We start from the raw sequence: 18,675 nt of genomic DNA, 5'->3' as shown, positions 1-18,675 counted from the left end.
AGGTCGCACTCCCGCGAGACCAGGTCGCCGCGGCCGTCGTCGAGCACGAAGAGGAACCGGCCCGGCAGCGCGGCCAGCCGCGGCGAGGCGCACAGCAGCCGGTCCAGGGACGCGGCGACGCCGCGCAGGTCGGCCCGGCCACCGGCGAGACCGGTCTGCGGGGAGACCATCACGTTGCGTACGAGCTCGTGGGTCTGCGCCGGCACCAGTCCGGTCGCCTTCAGCGCGGTGAGCACCTCGCCCGGCAGCCCGCCGTCGACGCTCGGCAGGCCGCGCACCTGCAGGTTGGCGCGACCGGTGAGGTAGATCCGCCCGTCGCCATAGGTCTCCGCCACGGAGATCAGCGAGAGCAGCGCGGCGGACGAGACGGACCCGCCGATCAGGCGCAGCCGCACCAGCAGGCCGTCCTCGGCCGCCCACGGACGACCGACTCCGGGGCACCGGTCGGTTCGGACTCGCGACATCAGGACACCTGCTCTGCGTCATGTGCCCTTGCGCGGGGCACGTGGTGACCTGGCGGCGGGCGCCGCCAGAGCCAGCAGGTCTTCGGACTCGGAATCGATCGGAACGGAGCGCCTTCCCGGAGCCAGGCTCCAGTGGCTGCTCTCCCCGGAAGGAGGGCGTGCCCCGCCCGTCATCCTCACCGCTGCGCGTCAGTCCCGGACTTTCACCGGGTTCCCTGACCCCATCAGGCATGGAGTACGACTGGCAGGGCGAGACTACCGACTTGGGGACACGGCGCCGAATTGCTCGCCGCCCGGCCGGGGTTTGTGCCAATGTTCGGCTACTCGAAATCTTCCGAGGCCACCCCCATAGATGGAGTCTCCCGTGACAGGCTCGGCTCACCGGCAGTTGTTCGTTCTGGCGCCCATCCCGGCGCTCGCGCTCGGCCTGACGGCCTGCGCCACGACCTCGGAGTCGAAGGTCTCGATCGGTCTGGTCGTACCGACCTCGGGCGTCCACAAGTCGATCGGCACCGACATGAGCCGGGGCTTCGACCTCTACCTCGACCAGCACGGCGGGGAGCTCGGCGGCCGGCTGGTCGACGTGATCGAGGCCGACGAGGGCGACCGCGCCGAGACCGGCGTCGCCGCGGTGACCAGGCTGATCCAGGACGACGAGGTCCAGGCGGTCGTCGGCCTGGCGAGCTCGGAGACGGCGCTCGCGGCCAAGGACGTCGCGAACAACAGCGAGACGCCGCTGATCGTGACCGGCGCCGGCGCCGACGAGTTCGCCGATGGCTCCGACTACCTGTGGCGTACGTCCTCGACCAACTCGGACCTGGGCGGTGCGCTCGGGACGGCGGTCGCCAAGGAGACCGACGGGGGCACGGCGTACGTCATCGGGTCCGACGACGCGGCCGGTCACGAGTTCTCCGACAGCTTCATGATCGCCCTGGAGGCGTCCGGCAGCAGCGTGGCCGGTCAGAGCTACACGCCGGCGGGCGTGACCGAGGAGTGGTCGGGGCTCTTCGACAAGGCGAAGAACTCGGGCGCGGACGCGATCTTCGCCGCCTATGCCGGCAAGGAGGCGGAGGCGTTCGTGCAGCAGTACCGCGAGTCCGGGCTGGCCAAGAGCACCCGGCTCTACGGCCCGGGCTACCTCACCGAGGGCGACGTGCTGTCCGCGCTGGGCAGCGCCGCGTCAGGGGTACGGACCGCGCTCCACTACAGCGACACGATGGACTCGCTGATGAACGACGCCTTCGTGAAGGACTACCGCGAGGCGTACGACGCCACCCCGACGGTCTACTCGGTGCAGGCCTACGACGCCGCGGCCGCGCTCGACAAGGCGCTCGATCTCTCCGACGACGTCAACCGCAACGAGATCGCCGACTCCCTCGGCTCGGTCGGCACCATCGTCAGCCCGCGCGGGAACTGGACCTTCGACCCCAACCACAACCCCGACCAGCCCTACTTCCTGCGGGTGGTCAAGGGCACCGCGGACGGTCCCCGCAACATGGTGGTGCAGGAGATCGCCTCAGCGGGCAGCTGAGTCCGACTTCAGCTCGGCCCGGGTGGCGGCCAGCTCCTCGCGTACGGCGGTGAGGTCCTCCCGCAACGAGGTGAGGATGGCCATCATCTCGGCGTCGGACTCCTCCTCGTGCTCGGCGAGCGTCTCGACGCTCTCCATGCCGGAGACGACCACGGCGAGGAAGAGGTTGAGGACGGCGAAGGTCATCACCAGGATGAAGACGACGAAGAAGATCCAGGCGGAGGGGTCCTCGGCCATCACCTCGCGGGCGATGTCGGGCCAGGCCTCCCCGGTCATGGTCTGGAACAGCGTGAATGCGCTGGTGCCGAGGTCGCCGAAGTACTCCGGCGCGATCTCGCCGTAGAGGTTGGTCGAGATGACCACCGCGACGTACATCATCAGCACCAGCAGGGCCGCGACCGAGCCCATCCCGGGCATCGCCGCGATCAGCCCGTCGACGACGCGACGCATGGACGGGACCGAGTTGACCAGGCGCAGCACGCGCAGGATCCGCAGTGCCCGCAATACCGACATCGGCCCGGTCGCCGGCACCAGCGCGATCGCGACGATCACGGTGTCGAAGATGTTCCACGGGTCGCGGAAGAACTTCGGGCCGTACGCCACCAGCCGCAGCACCAGCTCGACGACGAAGACTCCGAGGAGCACGCTGTCGAGGAACGCCAGCTCGTGGGCGAGGTGTTCGGGGACCATCGTCTCCACGCCGAGGACCACCGCGTTGAGGATGATCACCCCGATGATCGTCTTCTGGAAGAGGTCGTCTTCGACCAGCGCACGCACCCGGGCGCGCACCGAGATGTTGCTCGAACCCATGCTCGCGATGTCCTCCTGTGACCGTGACCGCGGCCGGAGCCTATCGGGCCGAGCCGGGTCTCAGCTTGTCGCCAGGTGCAGCGCGAGCCCGAGACCGGCCAGACCGACCAGCCAGCGCAGCGGGCGCTCGGGGGCGACCCGGACGATCGCCGGCCCCAGGAATCCGCCGATCACGGCACCCGCTCCGAGGGCGATCGCGGCGGGCCAGTCCACGGGAGCGAAGAAGACGTACGCGATCGCGGCGGTGCCGTTGGCGACGCCGGTGGCGACGTTCTTGACCGCGTTCGTGATCGCCAGGGCCTCGGTGCGCTCGAGCACCAGGACGGCCAGCGCGATGATCCCGACCCCGGCGCCGAAGTAGCCGCCGTAGATGCCGAGCACGAACACGATGACACCCCAGCCGAAGCCGCGGGCGAGCGTACGTCGCCCCTCGACGCCTGACGACGGGTCCTGCCGCGGCGGCCGCGCGGCGGCACGGGCGGCCGCACAGGACCGGATCCGGTCGCGGAGCAGCAGGAGCACCGCTCCCCCACCGACGAGCCAGGGCACCACGGTCTCGAACGCCTCGGCAGGCGTGGTGAGCAGCAGGGCCGCGCCGACCGCGCCGCCGAGGAAGGAGGCCAGGGCCAGCCAGGCGATCCTTCTGCCCTGGCCGCGCAGCTCGCGCCGCGAACCCGCGACGGTGCCGCCGGTGACGCCGAACATGGCCACCGTGTTGGTGACGTTGGCGACGACCGGCGGCAGCCCCGCGGCCAGCAGGGAAGGGTAGCTGACCAGCGAGGCCAGACCGGCCACCGAGCCGGTCAGTCCCGCACCGATGCCGGCGAGCAGGAGCCAGGCGAGCTCGGCGCTCACCGGGCTGTCAACGGACCAGGCACGGGCGCTTGGGGTCGAAGGTCCACCCCGGCACCAGGTACTGCATGGCAACGCCGTCGTCGCGTACGCCGAGCCCGTGCTCGAGGTAGAGCTCGTGCGCGGCCGCGACCCGGTCGCGGTCGAGCCGGATCCCGAGACCCGGTGCAGTCGGTACCGCGACAGCACCGTCCCGGATCTCCAGCGGCGACTCGGTCAGACCCTGGCCGTCCTGCCAGATCCAGTGGGTGTCCAGCGCGGTGATCTCCCCCGGTGCAGCGGCGCCGACGTGGGTGAACATCGCCAGCGAGACGTCGAAGTGGTTGTTGGAGTGGGATCCCCAGGTCAGCCCGAAGTCGTGGCACATCTGGGCGACGCGGACGGAGCCGGACATGGTCCAGAAGTGCGGGTCGGCCAGCGGGATGTCGACAGCGTTGGTGCGGATCGCGTGGGACATCTGGCGCCAGTCGGTGGCGATCATGTTGGTCGCCGTACGCAGCCCGGTGGCGCGCTTGAACTCGGCCATGATCTCGCGGCCCGAGTAGCCGCCCTCGGCGCCGCAGGGGTCCTCGGCGTACGCGAGCACGTCGTCCTTGCCCGTGAGCAGCCGGACCGCGTCGGCGAGCAGCCAGCCGCCGTTGGGGTCGAGGGTGATCCGGGCGTCGGGGAAGCGCTCGTGGAGCGCGGTCACAGCGGCGACCTCCTCCTCACCGGCGAGGACACCGCCCTTGAGCTTGAAGTCGGCGAAGCCGTAGCGGGCCTGGGCGGCCTCGGCAAGACGTACGACCGCCTCGGGGGTCAGCGCGACCTCTCGCCGCACGCGCTCCCAGTCGTCGGCGCCGTCCTTCTCGCGGAGATACGGCAGGTCGGTCCTGTCGGGGTCACCGACGTAGAAGAGGTAGCCGAGCATCGGCACCGAGTCGCGCTGCTGCCCGTCGCCGAGCAGCTCGGCAACCGGCACACCCTGCGCCTGACCTGCGAGATCGAGGAGCGCGGACTCCAGCGCGGTGACGGCGTGGACGGTCGTACGCAGGTCGAAGGTCTGCGCTCCGCGGCCGCCGGCGTCGCGGTCGGCGAACCGCTCCGCGACCTGCCGCAGCAGGCTGCGGTAGCGGGTGACGGGCTGGCCGACGAGCAGCTCGGCGGCCTCTTCGATGGTGCGCCGGATCGGCTCGCCGCCCGGCACCTCGCCGACACCCTCGCGACCCTCGGAGTCGGTGAGGATCGCGATGTTGCGGGTGAAGAACGGCGCGTGCGCGCCGCTGAGGTTGAGCAGCATCGAGTCGTGGCCCGCGACGGGGACGACCTCGATCTTGGCGATGGTCGTGGTGGTCATGGCAGCTGCAGCTCGCCGTCGATCCGGCGGGCGAGGTGCCACGGGTTGTCGTCGCGTACGGCCTCCGGGAGGATCGCGGCAGGTACGTCCTGGTAGGCGACGGGGCGCTGGAAGCGCTCGATCGCGAGGCTGCCGACCGAGGTGGTGCGGGAGTCGGAGGTGGCCGGGAACGGGCCGCCGTGAACCATCGCGTGGCCGACCTCGACGCCCGTCGGCCAGCCGTTGAAGAGGATCCGTCCGGCCTTGAGCTCGAGGGCCTCGACGACCTGGGCCGCGGCCTCGTTGTCGGCGTCGGTGGCGTGGACGGTCGCGGTGAGCTGGCCCTCGAGGGAGTCCAGGCTGGGCAGCAGCTCCTCGACGGTGTCGTAGCGGACCACGACGCCGGAGGCGCCGAAGACCTCGTCGGTCACGCCGTCGAGACGGGCGGCCTCGACGAGCTGGGGCGCGGGGGCGTCGGTCTCCCCGGCGGTGCCCTCGCCGACGACGGTGACGCCGTCGGTGGCGCGGAGGGCGGCCGTGCCCTTCTCGTAGGCGGCGGCGATGCCGGAGGTCAGCATGGTCCCGCCGACGGCTTCGGCCGTGGCCCGGCCGGCGGCGGCGAGGAAGGCGTCGCCCGCCTCGCTCTTCGGGAGGAAGAGCAGGCCGGGGTTGGTGCAGAACTGGCCGGAGCCGAGGGTCAGCGAGCCGACGTACGCCGTGGCGAGCGCGTCGACGTCACCATCGAGCGCTCCGGGGAGGACGACGACGGGGTTGATCGAGGACATCTCGGCGTAGACCGGGATCGGCTCGGGGCGGGCCGCCGCGGCCGCGACGATCGCCAGCCCGCCGCCGCGGGAGCCGGTGAAGCCGACGGCCTTGATCCTCGGGTCGACGACCAGGGCCTGGCCGAGCTCGATGCCGCCCTTGAAGTCGGTGTCGAGGAGGAAGGAGAAGGTGCCGGCGTGCAGCCCGGCCTTCTCGACCGCGCGGGTGATGGCCTGCGCGACCAGGTAGCCCGTGAGGGGGTGGGCAGGGTGGCCCTTGACCACCACGGGGCAGCCCGCGGCCAGCGCCGAGGCGGTGTCGCCGCCGGCGGTGGAGAAGGCGAGCGGGAAGTTGCTGGCGCCGAAGACCGCCACCGGGCCCAGGGCGATCTGGCGCTGCCGGATGTCGGACCGCGGGAGCGGGGTCCGGTCAGGGATGGCCGGGTCGATGCGTACGCCCAGGTGGTCACCGCGCCGCACGACGCCGGCGAACATCTTCAGCTGGCCGGTGGTGCGGCCGACCTCGCCGCTGATCCGGCCCTCGGGCAGGTGCGACTCGGCGACGGCGGCCTCGACGATCTCGGCGCGGGCCGCCTCGATCTCGGCGGCGACGGCTTCGAGGAAGTCCGCCCGGGCCTCAGGGGATGTGGCGCGATAGCCGGCGAAGGCCTCGGCCGCGGCGCTGGTGGCGGCGGTGACGTCGGGCTGCTCGGAGTCTGCTCCGGCGATGATCGAGCGGTAGCTCATGTTCCCTTCCTATCGGGTCGGTCTCTCAGGGGCGGATCGGCGTCAGGCGATCCGGGCGATCAGTTCGCGCAGCTCGTCGATCTCGTCCTCGCGCAGGTCGGTCAGTGGCGGGCGGACCGGGCCGGCGGGCCGGCCGATCGCGGTCAGGCCACCCTTGACGATCGACACGGCGTAGCCGGCCGTGCGGTCGCGGATGTCGAGGTAGGGGATCACGAACTCGTTGAGACGACGGTAGACCTCGTCACGATCCTGGGCACGTACGGCGTCGTAGAACTCCACCGCCCACTTCGGCGCGAAGTTGAACAGCGCCGAGGAGTACGTGCTCACGCCGAGCTGGAGCAGCGGCAGCGCGAACGTCTCCGCCGTCGGCAGGCCGCCGATGTAGATGAGCCGGTCGCCGACCCGGGCGTAGGTACGAGTCATCTGCTCGATGTTGCCGACGCCGTCCTTGAAGCCGATCAGCGTCGGGTTGCGCTCGGCGAGCTGGTCGACGGCCTCGTCCCGCAGCACCGCGTTGGCGCGGCTGTAGACGATCACGCCGAGCCCGGTCGCCTCGCACACGCGGCTGGCATGCTCGACGAGCCCCGCCTGCCCGGCCTCGGTGAGGTACGGCGGCATCAGCAGGATCCCGTCGGCGCCCGCGGCCTCCGCCGCCTTCGCCTGCGCGACCGCGTTGGCCGTGCTGCCCGTCGCCGGCGCCAGCACCGGCACGGCCCCAGCGACCTCGTCGACCGCGGCACGTACGACCTGGTCGGTCTCCTCCGCGTTCAGCGAGAAGCCCTCACCCGTGCCGCCGGCCGCGAAGAGCCCGGCCACCGGGTACTCCGCCAGCCAGCTCAGGTGCTTGCGGTAGCCCTCTTCGTCGACCTGGAGGTCCTCGTTGAAGTGGGTGACCGGGAACGAGAGAAGCCCGCTCTTGAGCTGGGCGGCCAGGTCGGTCGGGCTGTACTCGGTCACGAGTCACGTCCTTCAGGTGTTGGGTGTGCTGTGGGGAAGGTGGTGACCATCACGTTATGAACGTTCGATGATGCTTGTCCAAGCCCGAATTTGAATCTCGTGATGCTTTGGGGGCATTGCGGGGTCTGCTTGTGGCAGGCGGGTTCTACGGGGCTGGAGGGCCGCCGACCCTTGCTTTGAGGGTCTTCTCGCCGAACCCCGGAGTCAAGGACGGCCTGCGGCCGCCGGCTTCGCCGGCCGCTTCGCGGTCCTTGACACCGGCGCCCGTCGAGAAAGATTTGGCTGGCTATCGGGGCGGCGGCCCGGGTGTGGCGCAGCGGAATCTTGCTTGGGACAGGTGAGGTCGATGGGGCGGAAGGGTGGCCCTTCGGGCCACTTACCATCCACAGAAACGAAGTCGTTCGCTCACCGCGAAAACAGTGCTTGACCAGGGAAAATAGGTGGCCAGATGGGAGTGGGGAGCGTAGAATCAGACACATCACAGCACACCTCCGAGGAGAGGAACGGCGATGAGTCTCGGCCGCTCGATCGACCACTGGGGCACCAACCCCGGCGACGCGATCGACGCTGCCCTGGCCGCCATCGAGACCGCCCTCCAAGACCTGTTGACGACCGACCCCGCCTACTGGCGCACGGACCAGAAGAAAGACCTCCTCGAGCGGCTGGAGAAGCTCCAAGCCCAGCAGGCCGCGTTGAAACTGCGGGTGCTCGCGACGTCTGGTGACATCGCCGAGGAGACTGGCGCGAAAGACGCCTCCGGATGGCTGCGCACCGAACTCCTCGTCGACAAGGGCGTGGCCCGCTCCCAGATCAAACTCGCGGCCGCGGTGACCAAGTACGACCTCGTCGCTGATGGCCTCGCTGAAGGAGTGGTGTCCCAGGACAAGGCAAGGGTGATCACCCAGGCCCTCGATGCCATCGAGGCCGACCCCGCCGCCAGCGCCGAGGACCTGGTCCTGGCCGAGAAGCTGCTCGTGGACTATGCCACCCGGCTGACGGCGAACGAGTTGAAGATCGTCGGCCGCCGGATCCTGGCCGAGATCGACCCGGAGCGGTTCGAGCAGGCTGAGGCCAAAGCACTCCAGCGGGAGGAGGAGCACGCCCAGCGGCGTACGTTCTTCTCCTCGCGTGACAACGGCGACGGCACCATCGACCTCCACGCCCGCGTTTCCCGCGCGGTCGGGATGCGGCTCCGCACGTTGTTGGACTCCCTGGCCCAGCCCAGGAAGCTCTCGGCCGAGGACAAGGGCCGCAAAGCCCCCTACGACCGGCTGCTCGGCCAGGCCTTCGCCCGGGTGGTCGAGACCTACGACGTCGACCAGCTCCCCAGGCACGGCGGGCACGGCACCACGGTGTTCATCACCATGAGCCTCGAGGACCTCCGCAACGACCTCGGCACCGCCTCCCTCGGCTTCGACGGCGAGCAGATCACCGCCGCCGAGGCCCGCCGGATGGCCTGCAACGCCGACCTGGTCCCGGTGGTGTTGGGCACCGACTCCGAGATCCTCGACTTCGGCCGCACCGCGAGGTTGGCGTACCCGGTCCAACACAAGGCACTCCGGCTACGCGACAAGTGCTGCCAGGCCGAAGACTGCGACGCCCCAGCAGCCTGGACCGAAGCGCATCACCTGAAACCGTGGGCCGAAGGCGGCCGAACCGATCTGGCGAACATGGTCTTGTTGTGTGCGAGTGATCATCGCCGGATCCACGATCCCGACTATGCCTATGAGCGTCTTCCGGATGGGCGGATCCGGTTCACCAGGCGCGCACTGACCGGCTGATCGAGGCTGGGCTGGCCGGCATCGCCGGCCGGTTCCTCCCGATCCGATCCGTGCCGGGGGCATCCCTACCCAGGATCAGCGCGCACGCCCTGCTGGTTCCGATCGGACCTCCGTCGCCGTCCCCTTCGCGGCGACACCTCGTGAAGCGTTCACAAGGTGTCATCGTCTTGTAAAAGCACGAGGAGACCATCCGCTGCCAGGAGTCACCGGCCCCAGATCCCAAGCCCGGACGCAACCCAAGGAATCCGCGCCACACCCCGCCGCCGACCCGATAGCCAGCCAAAATTCTCGACGGAGCCCGGTGTCAAGGATCGCCGCAGGCGACCGGCGAAGCCGGCGGCCGAAGGCCGTCCTTGACTCCGGGATCTGGCGAGAACACCATCCGTAACGGGTCGGCGGCCAGTCCCTCAGCGATTCATCTCGATGATCGCATCGAGAACCCGGCGTACGACCGGACTGACAGACCCCCGCGCCCAGATCGCATGGAGCTCGACGGGGCGCTCGGGATCCTTGTCGAGGCGGGTGTCGCCGCCGCCGTGCTCGATGGGGCGGAAGACGACGCCTTCCACGTGCAGCGAGCTGGCCGAGACCGGGACGAAGCCGACGCCACGCTCGGCGGAGACCAGGAGCATTGCGGTGAGTACCTGATGCACGCGCTGCTCGATGCGCGGGTGGGCGTTGGCCAGGAAGCGTACGGAGAGCTCGTGGAAGTAGCGCGACTGCTGGGGGTGGTAGCCGATGACGGGTTGGCCCTCGAAGTCCTGGGGCGTCAGCGGTCGGTCGAGCTCGGCCAGGGGGTGGCCCTGCGGGAGTACGGCCATCAGCGGCTCGCGGGAGATGACTCTCGAGGAGAGCAGCTCGGTGTCGAAGGGCGGGCGGGCCAGGCCGATGTCGAGCTCGCCGTGGCGGATGCCGTCGACCTGGGCCAGGGTGACCCGCTCGGAGAGCCGTACCTCGACATCGGGGAGCTCGACGGTGAGGCGGCGCAGCAGGGGTCCCAGGATCGAGATCGCGGAGACCGCGGTGAAGCCGAGCCGGACCACGCCGGCGGCGCCCGCGTCCACCCGGCGGGCCAGGTCACCCGCGCTCTCGACCAGGTTGAGCATCCGGTAGGCCTCGTCGAGGAAGGCGGCTCCGGCACCGGTGAGAGCGACCCGGCGGTTGTCCCGCTCGAGCAGCTGCGCGCCGACGGCCTTCTCCAGCTTCTGGATCTGTCGAGACAGCGGCGGCTGCGTCATCCGCAGCCGCTCGGCGGCCCGGCCGAAGTGGAGCTCCTCGGCGACCGCCACGAAAGAGCGCACCTGGTCGAGCGTGATCATCTGGCCAGAGTAGACCACGATGCACCAGGTGGAACACTCTATGCCGAATCGGGCTTGGACCGGTATCGCTAAGACTCTTAGTGTCGGTGGTCACACGACGTCGGGCCATGCCACGTGCCATCACCAGCCCGGCCACCAGGATTTAGGAGCAACGATGCGTACCACTTCCCACCTTCTTGCCGCGACCGCAGGCGTCGCGGCCCTGGCTCTCTCGGCCTGCGGTGTCTCGAACACCACCGGAGGCAGCGGTGACGGCGAGGACTACCCCGCCGGCAACGTCGAGATGTACGTCGGTGCCTCGGCCGGCGGTTCCAGCGACCTGATCAGCCGGGCGGTCTCCAAGGGCCTCTCCGACGAGCTCGGCGCCTCCTTCCCGGTGATCAACATGGAGGGCGCCAACGGTGCTCTCGCCGCCAACAAGGTCGCCAAGGCCGAGCCCGACGGTCAGACCATCGCGATCCAGAACGCCTCCCTGTTCGCCATCACGCCGCTCGCGGTCAGCGAGGAGGAGGCCACCAGCATCGACGACTTCGACGTCGTCCAGGGCGTCTCCCGCGACGACTACGTCATGGTCGCCGGCCCGAAGAGCGGCTTCAAGTCGCTCGACGACATCAAGGCGGCCAAGAAGAAGCTCACCTACGGCACCACCGGTGTCGGCACCGGCTCACAGCTCTCCTGCGGCCTGACGTTCGGCACCAGCGACGTCGAGGCCGAGGCCGTGCCGTTCGACGGCGGCGCGCCCGCCCTCACCGCCGTGCTCGGCGGCCAGGTCGACACCGCCTGCATCCAGGTCGGCGAGGCGATCGAGAACATCGAGTCCGGCAAGCTGACCCCGCTGAGCGTCTTCGGTCCCGAGCGGGTCGACTACCTGCCCGACGTCCCGACCGCCCAGGAGCAGGGCCTCGACGTCGAGGTCGCGCAGTACCGCTTCATGACCGTCCCCAAGGGCACCCCGGACAACGTCAAGGACACCCTCGCCGAGGCGATGCAGGCCACGTTCAAGACCGAGGAGTACCAGGCCTTCAACAAGCAGAACAGCCTCACCCCGATGGAGATCTCGGGTGACGAGGTGGTGACCCAGCTCGAGGAGGACAAGAAGCGGTACGCCGACCTGGTCGAGCAGTACGGTCTCAACCTCGGCGAGGGCTGAGCCTCTCCCGGCGGCGCAGCACCCAGCACGTACGAACCCACGAAGGCATGACGATGAGCGACGAACGCACCCCATCTCCTGACCAGGACATCCTGGCCGAGATCCAGGCCGAGGTGGCCCATGAGCTGGAGGAGGAACGCCCTCCGGCCGGCGGACCGGTCTACCAGGTGGTGGGTGCGCTCGTCGCTCTCGTCGTCGGCATCGGGGGCGCGGTCCTCTCCTACGGCTACGGCCTGGGATCGCTGCGCCAGCCCGGGCCCGGCCTGTGGCCGTTCGTGGTCAGCATCGCCATCACGCTGATGGCCGCGGCGCTGCTCGTCGTCGGCCGGCGACTGATCGACAGCGAGAAGTTCACCCGCTCCAGCATCCTCCCCGCGGTCGGCCTGGTCACCTTCATCGTGCTGGCCCTGCTGATGCCCGTGATCGGCTTCGAGATCCCCTCGCTGCTGCTGTGCGTCGTCTGGCTGAGGTTCCTCGGCGGCGAGTCCTGGCGCAGCACGATCATCACCTCGGTCGCCACGGTCGCCGCGTTCTACTTCCTGTTCCTCTACGGGCTGCGCATCCCGCTGCCCCACCTGTTCTGAGCGGAGCCCCCAGTGGACGTCAACGCATTCCTCGACGGCTTCGGGCTCGTCACCGAACCGCAGAACCTGCTCTACTGCCTGATCGGCGTGCTCATCGGCATGCTGATCGGCGTACTCCCCGGCCTCGGGCCGGCGGCCACGATCGCCATCCTGCTGCCGATCACCTACAGCATCGACCCGGTCTCCGCGATCATCATGCTGGCGGGCATCTACTACGGAGCCCAGTACGGCGGCACGATCACCTCGGTGCTGCTCCGGCTGCCAGGTGAGGCCTCATCGGTCGTCACCGTCTTCGACGGCTTCGCCCTCGCCAAGCAGGGCAAGGCCGGCACCGCCCTCGGCATCGCCGCGATCGGCTCCTTCGTCGGCGCGACCGTCTCCATCCTCGGCCTGACCCTGGTGGCGCCGCTGATCGCCGGCTGGGCGCTCAACTTCGGCGACCCGGAGTACGCCGCCCTGGCCCTGCTCGGCGTCCTGCTGGTCGCCACCATCGGCAACGGCAACAAGCTCAAGGCCATGATCGCGGCCGCGTTCGGCCTCCTGCTGGCCACCATCGGCCGCGACAGCTTCAGCGGCGCCGAGCGCTTCACCTTCGGCAGCCTGCAGCTCACCGAGGGCATCGACTTCGTGGTCGTCGCGATGGGTCTGTTCGGCGTCGGTGAGATCCTCTACAACCTCGAGGAGCGGCACGGGAAGCCCCACGTACCCGCCGCCGTGGCCAACATCTGGCCCTCCCGCAAGGACCTCAAGCAGTCCTCCGGCGCGATCGGCCGCGGCTCGGTGATCGGCTTCGTGCTGGGCGTGCTGCCCGGTGGCGGCGCGGTGATGTCCTCCCTGGCCGCGTACGCCACGGAGAAGCGGATCTCGAAGCACCCCGAGCGCTTCGGGCGCGGTGCCATCGAGGGCGTCGCCGCCCCCGAGACCGCCAACAACGCGGCCGCGACCTCCTCGTTCATCCCGCTGCTGACTCTCGGTATCCCGGCCAACGCGTCGATGGCGATGCTCTTCGGCGCACTGCTCATCCTCGGCATCTCGCCCGGTCCGCAGCTGGTCGAGGAGCGCCCCGACCTGTTCTGGGGCGTCATCAACTCGATGTACATCGGCAACCTGATCCTGCTCGTCCTGAGCATCCCGCTGGTCGGCATCTTCGTCCGCATCCTGCGGGTGCGGCCGGCGATCCTGGCCCCGATCACCGCGCTGATCACGATCCTGGGCGTCTACACGATCAACAACTCCACCTTCGACATCTTCGTGATGATCGTCTTCGGTCTGATCGGCTACCTAATGAAGAAGGTCGGCTTCGAGCCCGGCCCGTTGGTGCTCGCCTTCGTCCTGGGCTCGATCGTGGAGGACGGCGTACGCCGCTCCTTGCTGATCTTCGACGGTGACCCGACCGGGTTCTTCACCCGCCCGATCTCGGGCACCATCCTGGCCGCCTTCCTCCTGGTCGCCTTGTGGCCCGCCGCCAAGGCGATCCTGACCCGGCGCAAGGCCGCCACCGCCACCGCGGCCCCGGCCGAGCGCGACGACGCCGACACCCCGACCCGCTGAGAGAGGCACACCATGACCATCCTGATCGGCTACGTACCCACACCGGTAGGTGAGGCGGCTCTCGAGGCCGGCCTGGCCGAGGCGGCAGCCCGCGGCGACGACGTCGTCATCGTGAACAGCCCGCGCCGCGGCGCCACCGTGGACGCCGACCTCGTCGACGAGGCCGCGGCCGCGAAGCTCGTCGCGCGCGCCGCCGAGGCCGGGGTGAGCGCCCGCGTCGACCACACCACGCACGGCGCCGACGTCGTGGAGACCTTCGACGGCCTGGTCGCCTCGACCGGCGCCCGGCTGATCGTGATCGGGCTGCGCCGCCGCTCACCGGTCGGCAAGGCGCTGCTGGGCAGCGACGCCCAGCGCATCCTGCTCGACGCCGGCGTGCCCGTCCTCGCCGTGAAGCCGACCGCATGAGCCGCATCTCGAAGGTCGTCGTCACCCCGGTCGCGTTCGCCGACCCGCCGCTGCTCAACGTCGTCGGCGTCCACCAGCCGTGGGCGCTGCGCGCGATCGTCGAGCTGCACACCGACACCGGCCTGGTCGGCCTCGGCGAGACGTACGCCGATGAGACCCATCTCGCCCGGCTCGACGCCGTCGCCGCCGTCCTGCCAGGACGGGACCCCTACGACACCCACGGCCTACGACGGCTCGTCGTCGACGTACTCGGCAAGGAGACCGGCGGGGCGGGTGCCTCCTTCGGCGGCATGCTCGACGTCTCCTCCGCCGTCGACACCGTCTACTCCCCGTTCGAGGTCGCCTGTCTCGACCTGGTCGCCCGCGAGGCGGGCCGTCCGGTGAGCGACCTGCTCGGCGGCGCGGTGCGCGACAAGGTGCCGTTCAGCGGCTACATGTTCTACAAGTGGGCCGGCCACCCCGGTCAGCCCGATGACGAGTGGGGCGAGGCGCTCAACCCCGAGCAGATCGTCGCGCAGGCGAAGCGGCTGGTCGAGGGCTGGGGCTTCGGCTCGCTCAAGCTGAAAGGTGGGGTCTTCCACCCCGACGAGGAGTGCGCCGCGATCGAGGCGCTGCGCGAGGCCTTCCCCGAGCTGCCGCTGCGGCTGGACCCCAACGGCGCCTGGACGCCGGAGACCTCGGTCAAGGTCGCCGAGCGGCTGGCCGGTGTCGTGGAGTATCTCGAGGACCCTACCCCCGGGATCGAGGGGATGGCGCAGGTCTCGGCCCGCACCGACGTACCTCTGGCCACCAACATGTGCGTGATCGCCTTCGAGCACCTCAAGCCCGCGATCGCGGCCGACGCGGTCCAGATCGTGCTCTCCGACCATCATCTGTGGGGCGGGCTGCGCCAGTCGGCGCTGCTGGGCGGCATCACCGACACCTTCGGGATGGGCCTGTCGATGCACAGCAACTCCCACCTCGGCGTCTCCCTGGCCGCGATGGTCCACCTGGCCGCCGCGACCCCCAACCTGACCTACGCCTGCGACACCCACTACCCGTGGAAGACCCAGGACGTCGTACGCCCCGGGGTGCTCGACTTCGACGACGGCTCCATCGCGGTGCCGACGGGTCCGGGCCTGGGCGTGGAGCTCGATCGTGACCTGCTCGGCGTGCTGCACGAGCAGTACCTCACCTGCGGGGTGCGTCGTCGGGAGGACACGGTCTACATGCGTTCGTTCGAGCCGGACTTCACACCGAACACATCGCGCTGGTAATCCCTTTCCAGCGATACCTCGACGGTATCGCCTGATGCGATAAGTGGCTTGGACACGAATCGCACATCCTGACAGTCTCCTGTGACCGGGGCCACACTCGGCTCCGCCCCACAACCCTGGCTGGCAGGAGTAGACATCGGTGACTGAGATCGACTCGGGAAGGACCGGCACCGTCCCGGTCGTCGGATATGCCTACCCCTGGGACGTGATCGGCGATCCAGCCTTCGCCGATCGCGCCCGGGATCTCGGCATCACGAAGGTCGCCCTCGCCGCGGCCTACCACACCGCCCGCGCCGCGACCCCGCTACACCCCGAGCACCGGTTCGTCGAGGCGCGCACCGCCGCGCTCTACCGTCCGGTGCGCGCCGAGGCGTGGGAGGGCGCCCGACTGGTGCCGCCCGCGGCGACCTGGGTCGCGACCGAGGACCCGTTCGGCGAGGCCGCCGCCATCCTCGCCGCGGCCGGCATCGAGGTCGCCGCCTGGATCGTGCTGACCCACTCGACCCTCCTCGGTGAGGCCAACCCGGACCTCGCGGTGGTCAACTGCTGGGGCGAGCCCTACCCCTACGCCCTGTGCTCCCGCCACGAGGACGTCCGCCGCTACGCGGAGACCCTCGCCGCCGAGGCCGTACGCGACACCCCGGCCAGCACGGCCATCCTGGAGGCCTGCGGCCAGCTCGGCTTCGGCCACGGCGGACACCACGAGAAGACCGACGGGGCCTACGACGCCGCCACCCAGCAGCTGCTCTCGATCTGCTGCTGCGCGGCCTGCCGCGAGGACTGGGCCGCCCGCGGGCTCGACGCCGAGACCACGGTGGCGGCACTGCGCGCCGCGACCGGTGCCGACGCCGCCGGCGCGACGGTCGACGCGACGACCCTGGACATAATCCTCGCCTCCCGGCACGCCGCGGCCGACCAGCTCCGCCACCGGGTGATCGCAGCCGTCCGCGAGGCCGCTCCCGACGTCGTCGAGATCGCCCTGCACGCCCAGCCCGACCCCTGGGCCACCGGAGCGAGCCCGGGTCTGACCCTGACCACGGCCGACGACGTCGACCTGGTCGTCTCCTTCTGCTGGCCGACCACCGAGGCCTCGGTGGAGACCGGGCGCCGGCTCGTCGAGGCGGTCTCCGGAAAGGCAGCGGCCGCTGCGTACGTCACCGTTCTCCCGCCCACCACCGAAGACGCCTTCGGTGGCCATGTGCGGGCGCTGGTCGATGCCGGGATCGACCAGATCCACCTCTACCACCTCGGTCTGGCGGGTGCGGACAGGCAGCACCTGCTCGCCGAGGCGACCCGGGTCCCCACCACTGCCGCAACGAGGACGGAATGAGATGAGCACAACCTTCAAGCGCGCCTGGCGCGCGGTCGACACGGTCTTCGAGGCCTTCTGCATCCTGTGCCTGGTCGCCACGCTGCTCATCGTGCTGTGGCAGGTGTTCAGCCGTGAGCTGCTGAGCAACTCGCCCAGCTGGAGCGAGGAGACGGCCCGCATCCTGCTGGTCTGGATCGGCTTCCTCGGCGCCGCGATCGGCTTCCGCGAGGGCGCCCACATCGCGGTCACCTTCCTGGTGGACAAGTTCCCGGCGACGCTCCAGGCGGTGATCGACCGGTTCGTCCAGGTGCTGCTGCTCGCCTTCGGGCTCTTCCTGGTCGTCCAGGGAAGCCAGTTCGTCATCGACGCCCAGACGGCGACCCTGGCCGGCACCGGGCTCCCCCGCAGCGTCCTCTACCTGATGATGCCGGTCGCCGGCGCCATGATCCTCCTCTACACCGTCCTCCAGGCCTTCGGCATCAGTACCCAGCGGTACGCCGAGCCTGACGATGCAGCCGAGCTCGGCTGAGCCGCCGAAAATCGAAGGACTCCCCCATGCCCATCGATCCCCTTGCCATCGCCATCCTGCTGGGTGGCTTCGCCGTCCTCGTCCTGCTCCGCGTCCCGGTCGCCCTCGCTCTCGCCCTGGCCGCCATCTTCGAGGCCCTCTACATCGGTCTTCCGCTGACCACCGTCGGCCAGCGGATGGTCGCCGGTCTCGACACCTTCGCCCTGCTGGCCATCCCGTTCTTCATCCTCGGTGGCGAGATCATGGGCACGGGCGGTATCTCCCGCCGCCTGATCGCCCTGGCCGGGCTGCTCGTCGGCTGGGTCCGTGGCGGCCTCGGGATGGTCAACATCGGCGCCAGCACCTTCTTCGGCGCCCTGTCCGGCTCCTCGGTCGCGGACGTCTCCGCGATCGGGTCGGTGACCATCCCGATGATGAAGAAGCGAGGCTACGACACCGACTACGCGGTCGCCGTGACCGTCTCCGGTGCCACCCAGGCGGTCATGATCCCGCCGAGCCACAACCTGATCATCTACTCGATGGCCGCCGGCGGCGTCTCCATCGGCGCCCTGTTCACCGCAGGCGTCATCCCCGGTCTGCTGCTCGGTGCGTCGCTGATGGTGATGGCCTACATCGTGGCGGTCAAGCGCGGCTACCCGAAGGAGGAGCTCGTCCCCCTCAAGGACGTACCGAAGATCGTCGCCGAGGGCCTGCTCAGCCTGCTGATGCCGGTGATCATCCTCGGCGGCATCCTCAGCGGCATCTTCACCGCGACCGAGTCGGCGGCGATCGCCTGCCTGTACGCCTTCATCCTGACCTTCTTCGTCTACCGCGACCTGCCGCTCAAGGCGATGATCCCGATCCTGCAGAGCGCCCTGCGCACGCTCGGCGTGGTGCTGTTCATCATCGCGGCTGCGGGTGCCTTCGGCTACTTCCTGGCGTTCCTGCAGGTGCCGGCGCTGGCCACCGACGCCCTCCTCGGCATCTCCGACAACATCGTCGTGGTCCTGCTGCTGATCAACCTGCTGCTGCTCGTGCTCGGCGCGATCATGGACATGGCCCCGCTGATCGTGATCATGACGCCGATCCTGCTGCCGGTCGCCACGGGGCTCGGCATGGACCCGGTGCAGTTCGGGATCATGCTCGTCTTCAACCTGGCCATCGGCCTGATCACCCCGCCGGTCGGCAACGTCCTCTTCGTCGGCTGTGCCATCGGACGTACGTCCATCGAGAAGGTCATCAAGATGGTCGGCCTCTTCCTCATCCCGATGCTCATCGTCCTGCTGCTGATCACGTACGTCCCGTTCTTCTCGCTCGCCCTCCCCGATGCGCTCGGCCAGTAACTCCCCTCTGGAAAGGAAACACC

General features: G+C 69.8%; 16 protein-coding genes, 1 pseudogene and 1 riboswitch. Of the genes and pseudogenes, 10 read left to right on the top strand and 7 right to left on the bottom strand.

What is annotated here, in order from left to right:
- Positions 1–275: 275 nt before the first annotated feature.
- Positions 276–464 (bottom strand): annotated as a pseudogene (locus ABTX24_RS05960) (ferredoxin-like domain-containing protein); the annotation flags it as partial.
- A 56-nt stretch (positions 465–520) separates the two neighbouring features.
- Positions 521–724, bottom strand: a riboswitch (cobalamin riboswitch).
- A gap of 104 nt (positions 725–828) precedes the next feature.
- Here ABTX24_RS05960 and ABTX24_RS05955 point away from each other — a divergent pair.
- Positions 829–1,995 (top strand): ABC transporter substrate-binding protein, encoded by a 1,167-nt coding sequence (locus ABTX24_RS05955; protein WP_350838097.1) that lies wholly within the window; start codon positions 829–831, stop codon positions 1,993–1,995.
- Here ABTX24_RS05955 and ABTX24_RS05950 read toward each other — a convergent pair.
- Genes ABTX24_RS05950 through kdgD form a run of 5 tightly spaced genes read right to left on the bottom strand, consistent with a single transcriptional unit; the run spans position 1,981 to position 7,440 of the window.
- Positions 1,981–2,805 carry an ion transporter gene (locus ABTX24_RS05950; protein WP_160028050.1) on the bottom strand — a complete coding sequence of 275 codons (825 nt, stop codon included), beginning with the start codon at positions 2,803–2,805 and terminating at the stop codon, positions 1,981–1,983. The genes ABTX24_RS05955 and ABTX24_RS05950 overlap by 15 nt on opposite strands.
- Before the next feature lie 60 nt (positions 2,806–2,865).
- Positions 2,866–3,660: a sulfite exporter TauE/SafE family protein gene (locus tag ABTX24_RS05945; RefSeq protein ID WP_350838095.1), complete on the bottom strand. Its 795-nt coding sequence runs from the start codon at positions 3,658–3,660 to the stop codon at positions 2,866–2,868.
- A 7-nt stretch (positions 3,661–3,667) separates the two neighbouring features.
- Positions 3,668–4,993, bottom strand: coding sequence for an enolase C-terminal domain-like protein (locus ABTX24_RS05940; RefSeq protein ID WP_350838093.1), 1,326 nt, complete (start codon positions 4,991–4,993; stop codon positions 3,668–3,670).
- Entirely contained in the window at positions 4,990–6,483 is a 1,494-nt protein-coding gene (locus ABTX24_RS05935) for an aldehyde dehydrogenase (NADP(+)) (protein ID WP_350838091.1), read from the bottom strand. The genes ABTX24_RS05940 and ABTX24_RS05935 overlap by 4 nt, the downstream gene beginning before the upstream one ends.
- 42 nt (positions 6,484–6,525) lie before the next feature.
- Positions 6,526–7,440: a 5-dehydro-4-deoxyglucarate dehydratase gene (gene kdgD, locus ABTX24_RS05930; protein WP_160028042.1), complete on the bottom strand. Its 915-nt coding sequence runs from the start codon at positions 7,438–7,440 to the stop codon at positions 6,526–6,528.
- A 509-nt stretch (positions 7,441–7,949) separates the two neighbouring features.
- Here kdgD and ABTX24_RS05925 point away from each other — a divergent pair.
- Entirely contained in the window at positions 7,950–9,221 is a 1,272-nt protein-coding gene (locus tag ABTX24_RS05925) for an HNH endonuclease signature motif containing protein (RefSeq protein WP_350838089.1), read from the top strand.
- A 407-nt stretch (positions 9,222–9,628) separates the two neighbouring features.
- Here the strand turns inward: ABTX24_RS05925 and ABTX24_RS05920 are convergent, their stop codons facing one another.
- Entirely contained in the window at positions 9,629–10,540 is a 912-nt protein-coding gene (locus tag ABTX24_RS05920) for a LysR substrate-binding domain-containing protein (protein ID WP_160028038.1), read from the bottom strand.
- Between the two features lie 154 nt (positions 10,541–10,694).
- Between ABTX24_RS05920 and ABTX24_RS05915 the strand changes: the two genes are divergently transcribed.
- The 8 genes from ABTX24_RS05915 (at position 10,695) to ABTX24_RS05880 (ending at position 18,652) form a co-directional block, all read left to right on the top strand.
- A complete protein-coding gene (locus ABTX24_RS05915; protein WP_350838087.1) occupies positions 10,695–11,690 on the top strand; it encodes a Bug family tripartite tricarboxylate transporter substrate binding protein in 996 nt (331 codons plus the stop codon).
- A 53-nt stretch (positions 11,691–11,743) separates the two neighbouring features.
- Positions 11,744–12,274, top strand: a complete 531-nt coding sequence (locus ABTX24_RS05910) for a tripartite tricarboxylate transporter TctB family protein (protein ID WP_350838085.1) — start codon at positions 11,744–11,746, stop codon at positions 12,272–12,274.
- A 12-nt stretch (positions 12,275–12,286) separates the two neighbouring features.
- On the top strand, positions 12,287–13,825 hold the full coding sequence (locus ABTX24_RS05905; protein WP_350838083.1) for a tripartite tricarboxylate transporter permease: 1,539 nt from the start codon (positions 12,287–12,289) through the stop codon (positions 13,823–13,825).
- Positions 13,826–13,837: 12 nt separating this feature from the next.
- Positions 13,838–14,233 (top strand): universal stress protein, encoded by a 396-nt coding sequence (locus ABTX24_RS05900; RefSeq protein WP_160028030.1) that lies wholly within the window; start codon positions 13,838–13,840, stop codon positions 14,231–14,233.
- Positions 14,230–15,489 (top strand): glucarate dehydratase family protein, encoded by a 1,260-nt coding sequence (locus ABTX24_RS05895; protein ID WP_350838081.1) that lies wholly within the window; start codon positions 14,230–14,232, stop codon positions 15,487–15,489. Before ABTX24_RS05900 ends, ABTX24_RS05895 begins: the two co-directional genes overlap by 4 nt.
- A gap of 139 nt (positions 15,490–15,628) precedes the next feature.
- Positions 15,629–16,819 carry a hypothetical protein gene (locus tag ABTX24_RS05890; RefSeq protein WP_350838079.1) on the top strand — a complete coding sequence of 397 codons (1,191 nt, stop codon included), beginning with the start codon at positions 15,629–15,631 and terminating at the stop codon, positions 16,817–16,819.
- Position 16,820: 1 nt separating this feature from the next.
- Positions 16,821–17,330: a TRAP transporter small permease gene (locus ABTX24_RS05885; protein WP_350838077.1), complete on the top strand. Its 510-nt coding sequence runs from the start codon at positions 16,821–16,823 to the stop codon at positions 17,328–17,330.
- Positions 17,331–17,356: 26 nt separating this feature from the next.
- Positions 17,357–18,652 (top strand): TRAP transporter large permease, encoded by a 1,296-nt coding sequence (locus ABTX24_RS05880; protein WP_160028024.1) that lies wholly within the window; start codon positions 17,357–17,359, stop codon positions 18,650–18,652.
- The last annotated feature ends 23 nt before the right edge of the window (positions 18,653–18,675 follow it).

Origin of the sequence: Nocardioides sp. NPDC127514 (assembly GCF_040302125.1) — a bacterium.
GTDB lineage: Bacteria > Actinomycetota > Actinomycetes > Propionibacteriales > Nocardioidaceae > Nocardioides.
This window is presented reverse-complemented; position numbering and strand designations above follow the sequence as displayed.

Bases quoted from the DNA above. Each gene is read 5' to 3' on its own strand.
- ABTX24_RS05915 (WP_350838087.1), top strand. From the start codon at position 10,695: ATGCGTACCACTTCCCACCTTCTTGCCGCGACCGCAGGCGTCGCGGCC.
- ABTX24_RS05925 (WP_350838089.1), top strand. From the start codon at position 7,950: ATGAGTCTCGGCCGCTCGATCGACCACTGGGGCACCAACCCCGGCGAC.
- ABTX24_RS05900 (WP_160028030.1), top strand. From the start codon at position 13,838: ATGACCATCCTGATCGGCTACGTACCCACACCGGTAGGTGAGGCGGCT.
- ABTX24_RS05885 (WP_350838077.1), top strand. From the start codon at position 16,821: ATGAGCACAACCTTCAAGCGCGCCTGGCGCGCGGTCGACACGGTCTTC.
- ABTX24_RS05895 (WP_350838081.1), top strand. From the start codon at position 14,230: ATGAGCCGCATCTCGAAGGTCGTCGTCACCCCGGTCGCGTTCGCCGAC.
- ABTX24_RS05950 (WP_160028050.1), bottom strand. From the start codon at position 2,805: ATGGGTTCGAGCAACATCTCGGTGCGCGCCCGGGTGCGTGCGCTGGTC.
- ABTX24_RS05880 (WP_160028024.1), top strand. From the start codon at position 17,357: ATGCCCATCGATCCCCTTGCCATCGCCATCCTGCTGGGTGGCTTCGCC.
- ABTX24_RS05910 (WP_350838085.1), top strand. From the start codon at position 11,744: ATGAGCGACGAACGCACCCCATCTCCTGACCAGGACATCCTGGCCGAG.
- ABTX24_RS05920 (WP_160028038.1), bottom strand. From the start codon at position 10,540: ATGATCACGCTCGACCAGGTGCGCTCTTTCGTGGCGGTCGCCGAGGAG.
- ABTX24_RS05940 (WP_350838093.1), bottom strand. From the start codon at position 4,993: ATGACCACCACGACCATCGCCAAGATCGAGGTCGTCCCCGTCGCGGGC.
- ABTX24_RS05935 (WP_350838091.1), bottom strand. From the start codon at position 6,483: ATGAGCTACCGCTCGATCATCGCCGGAGCAGACTCCGAGCAGCCCGAC.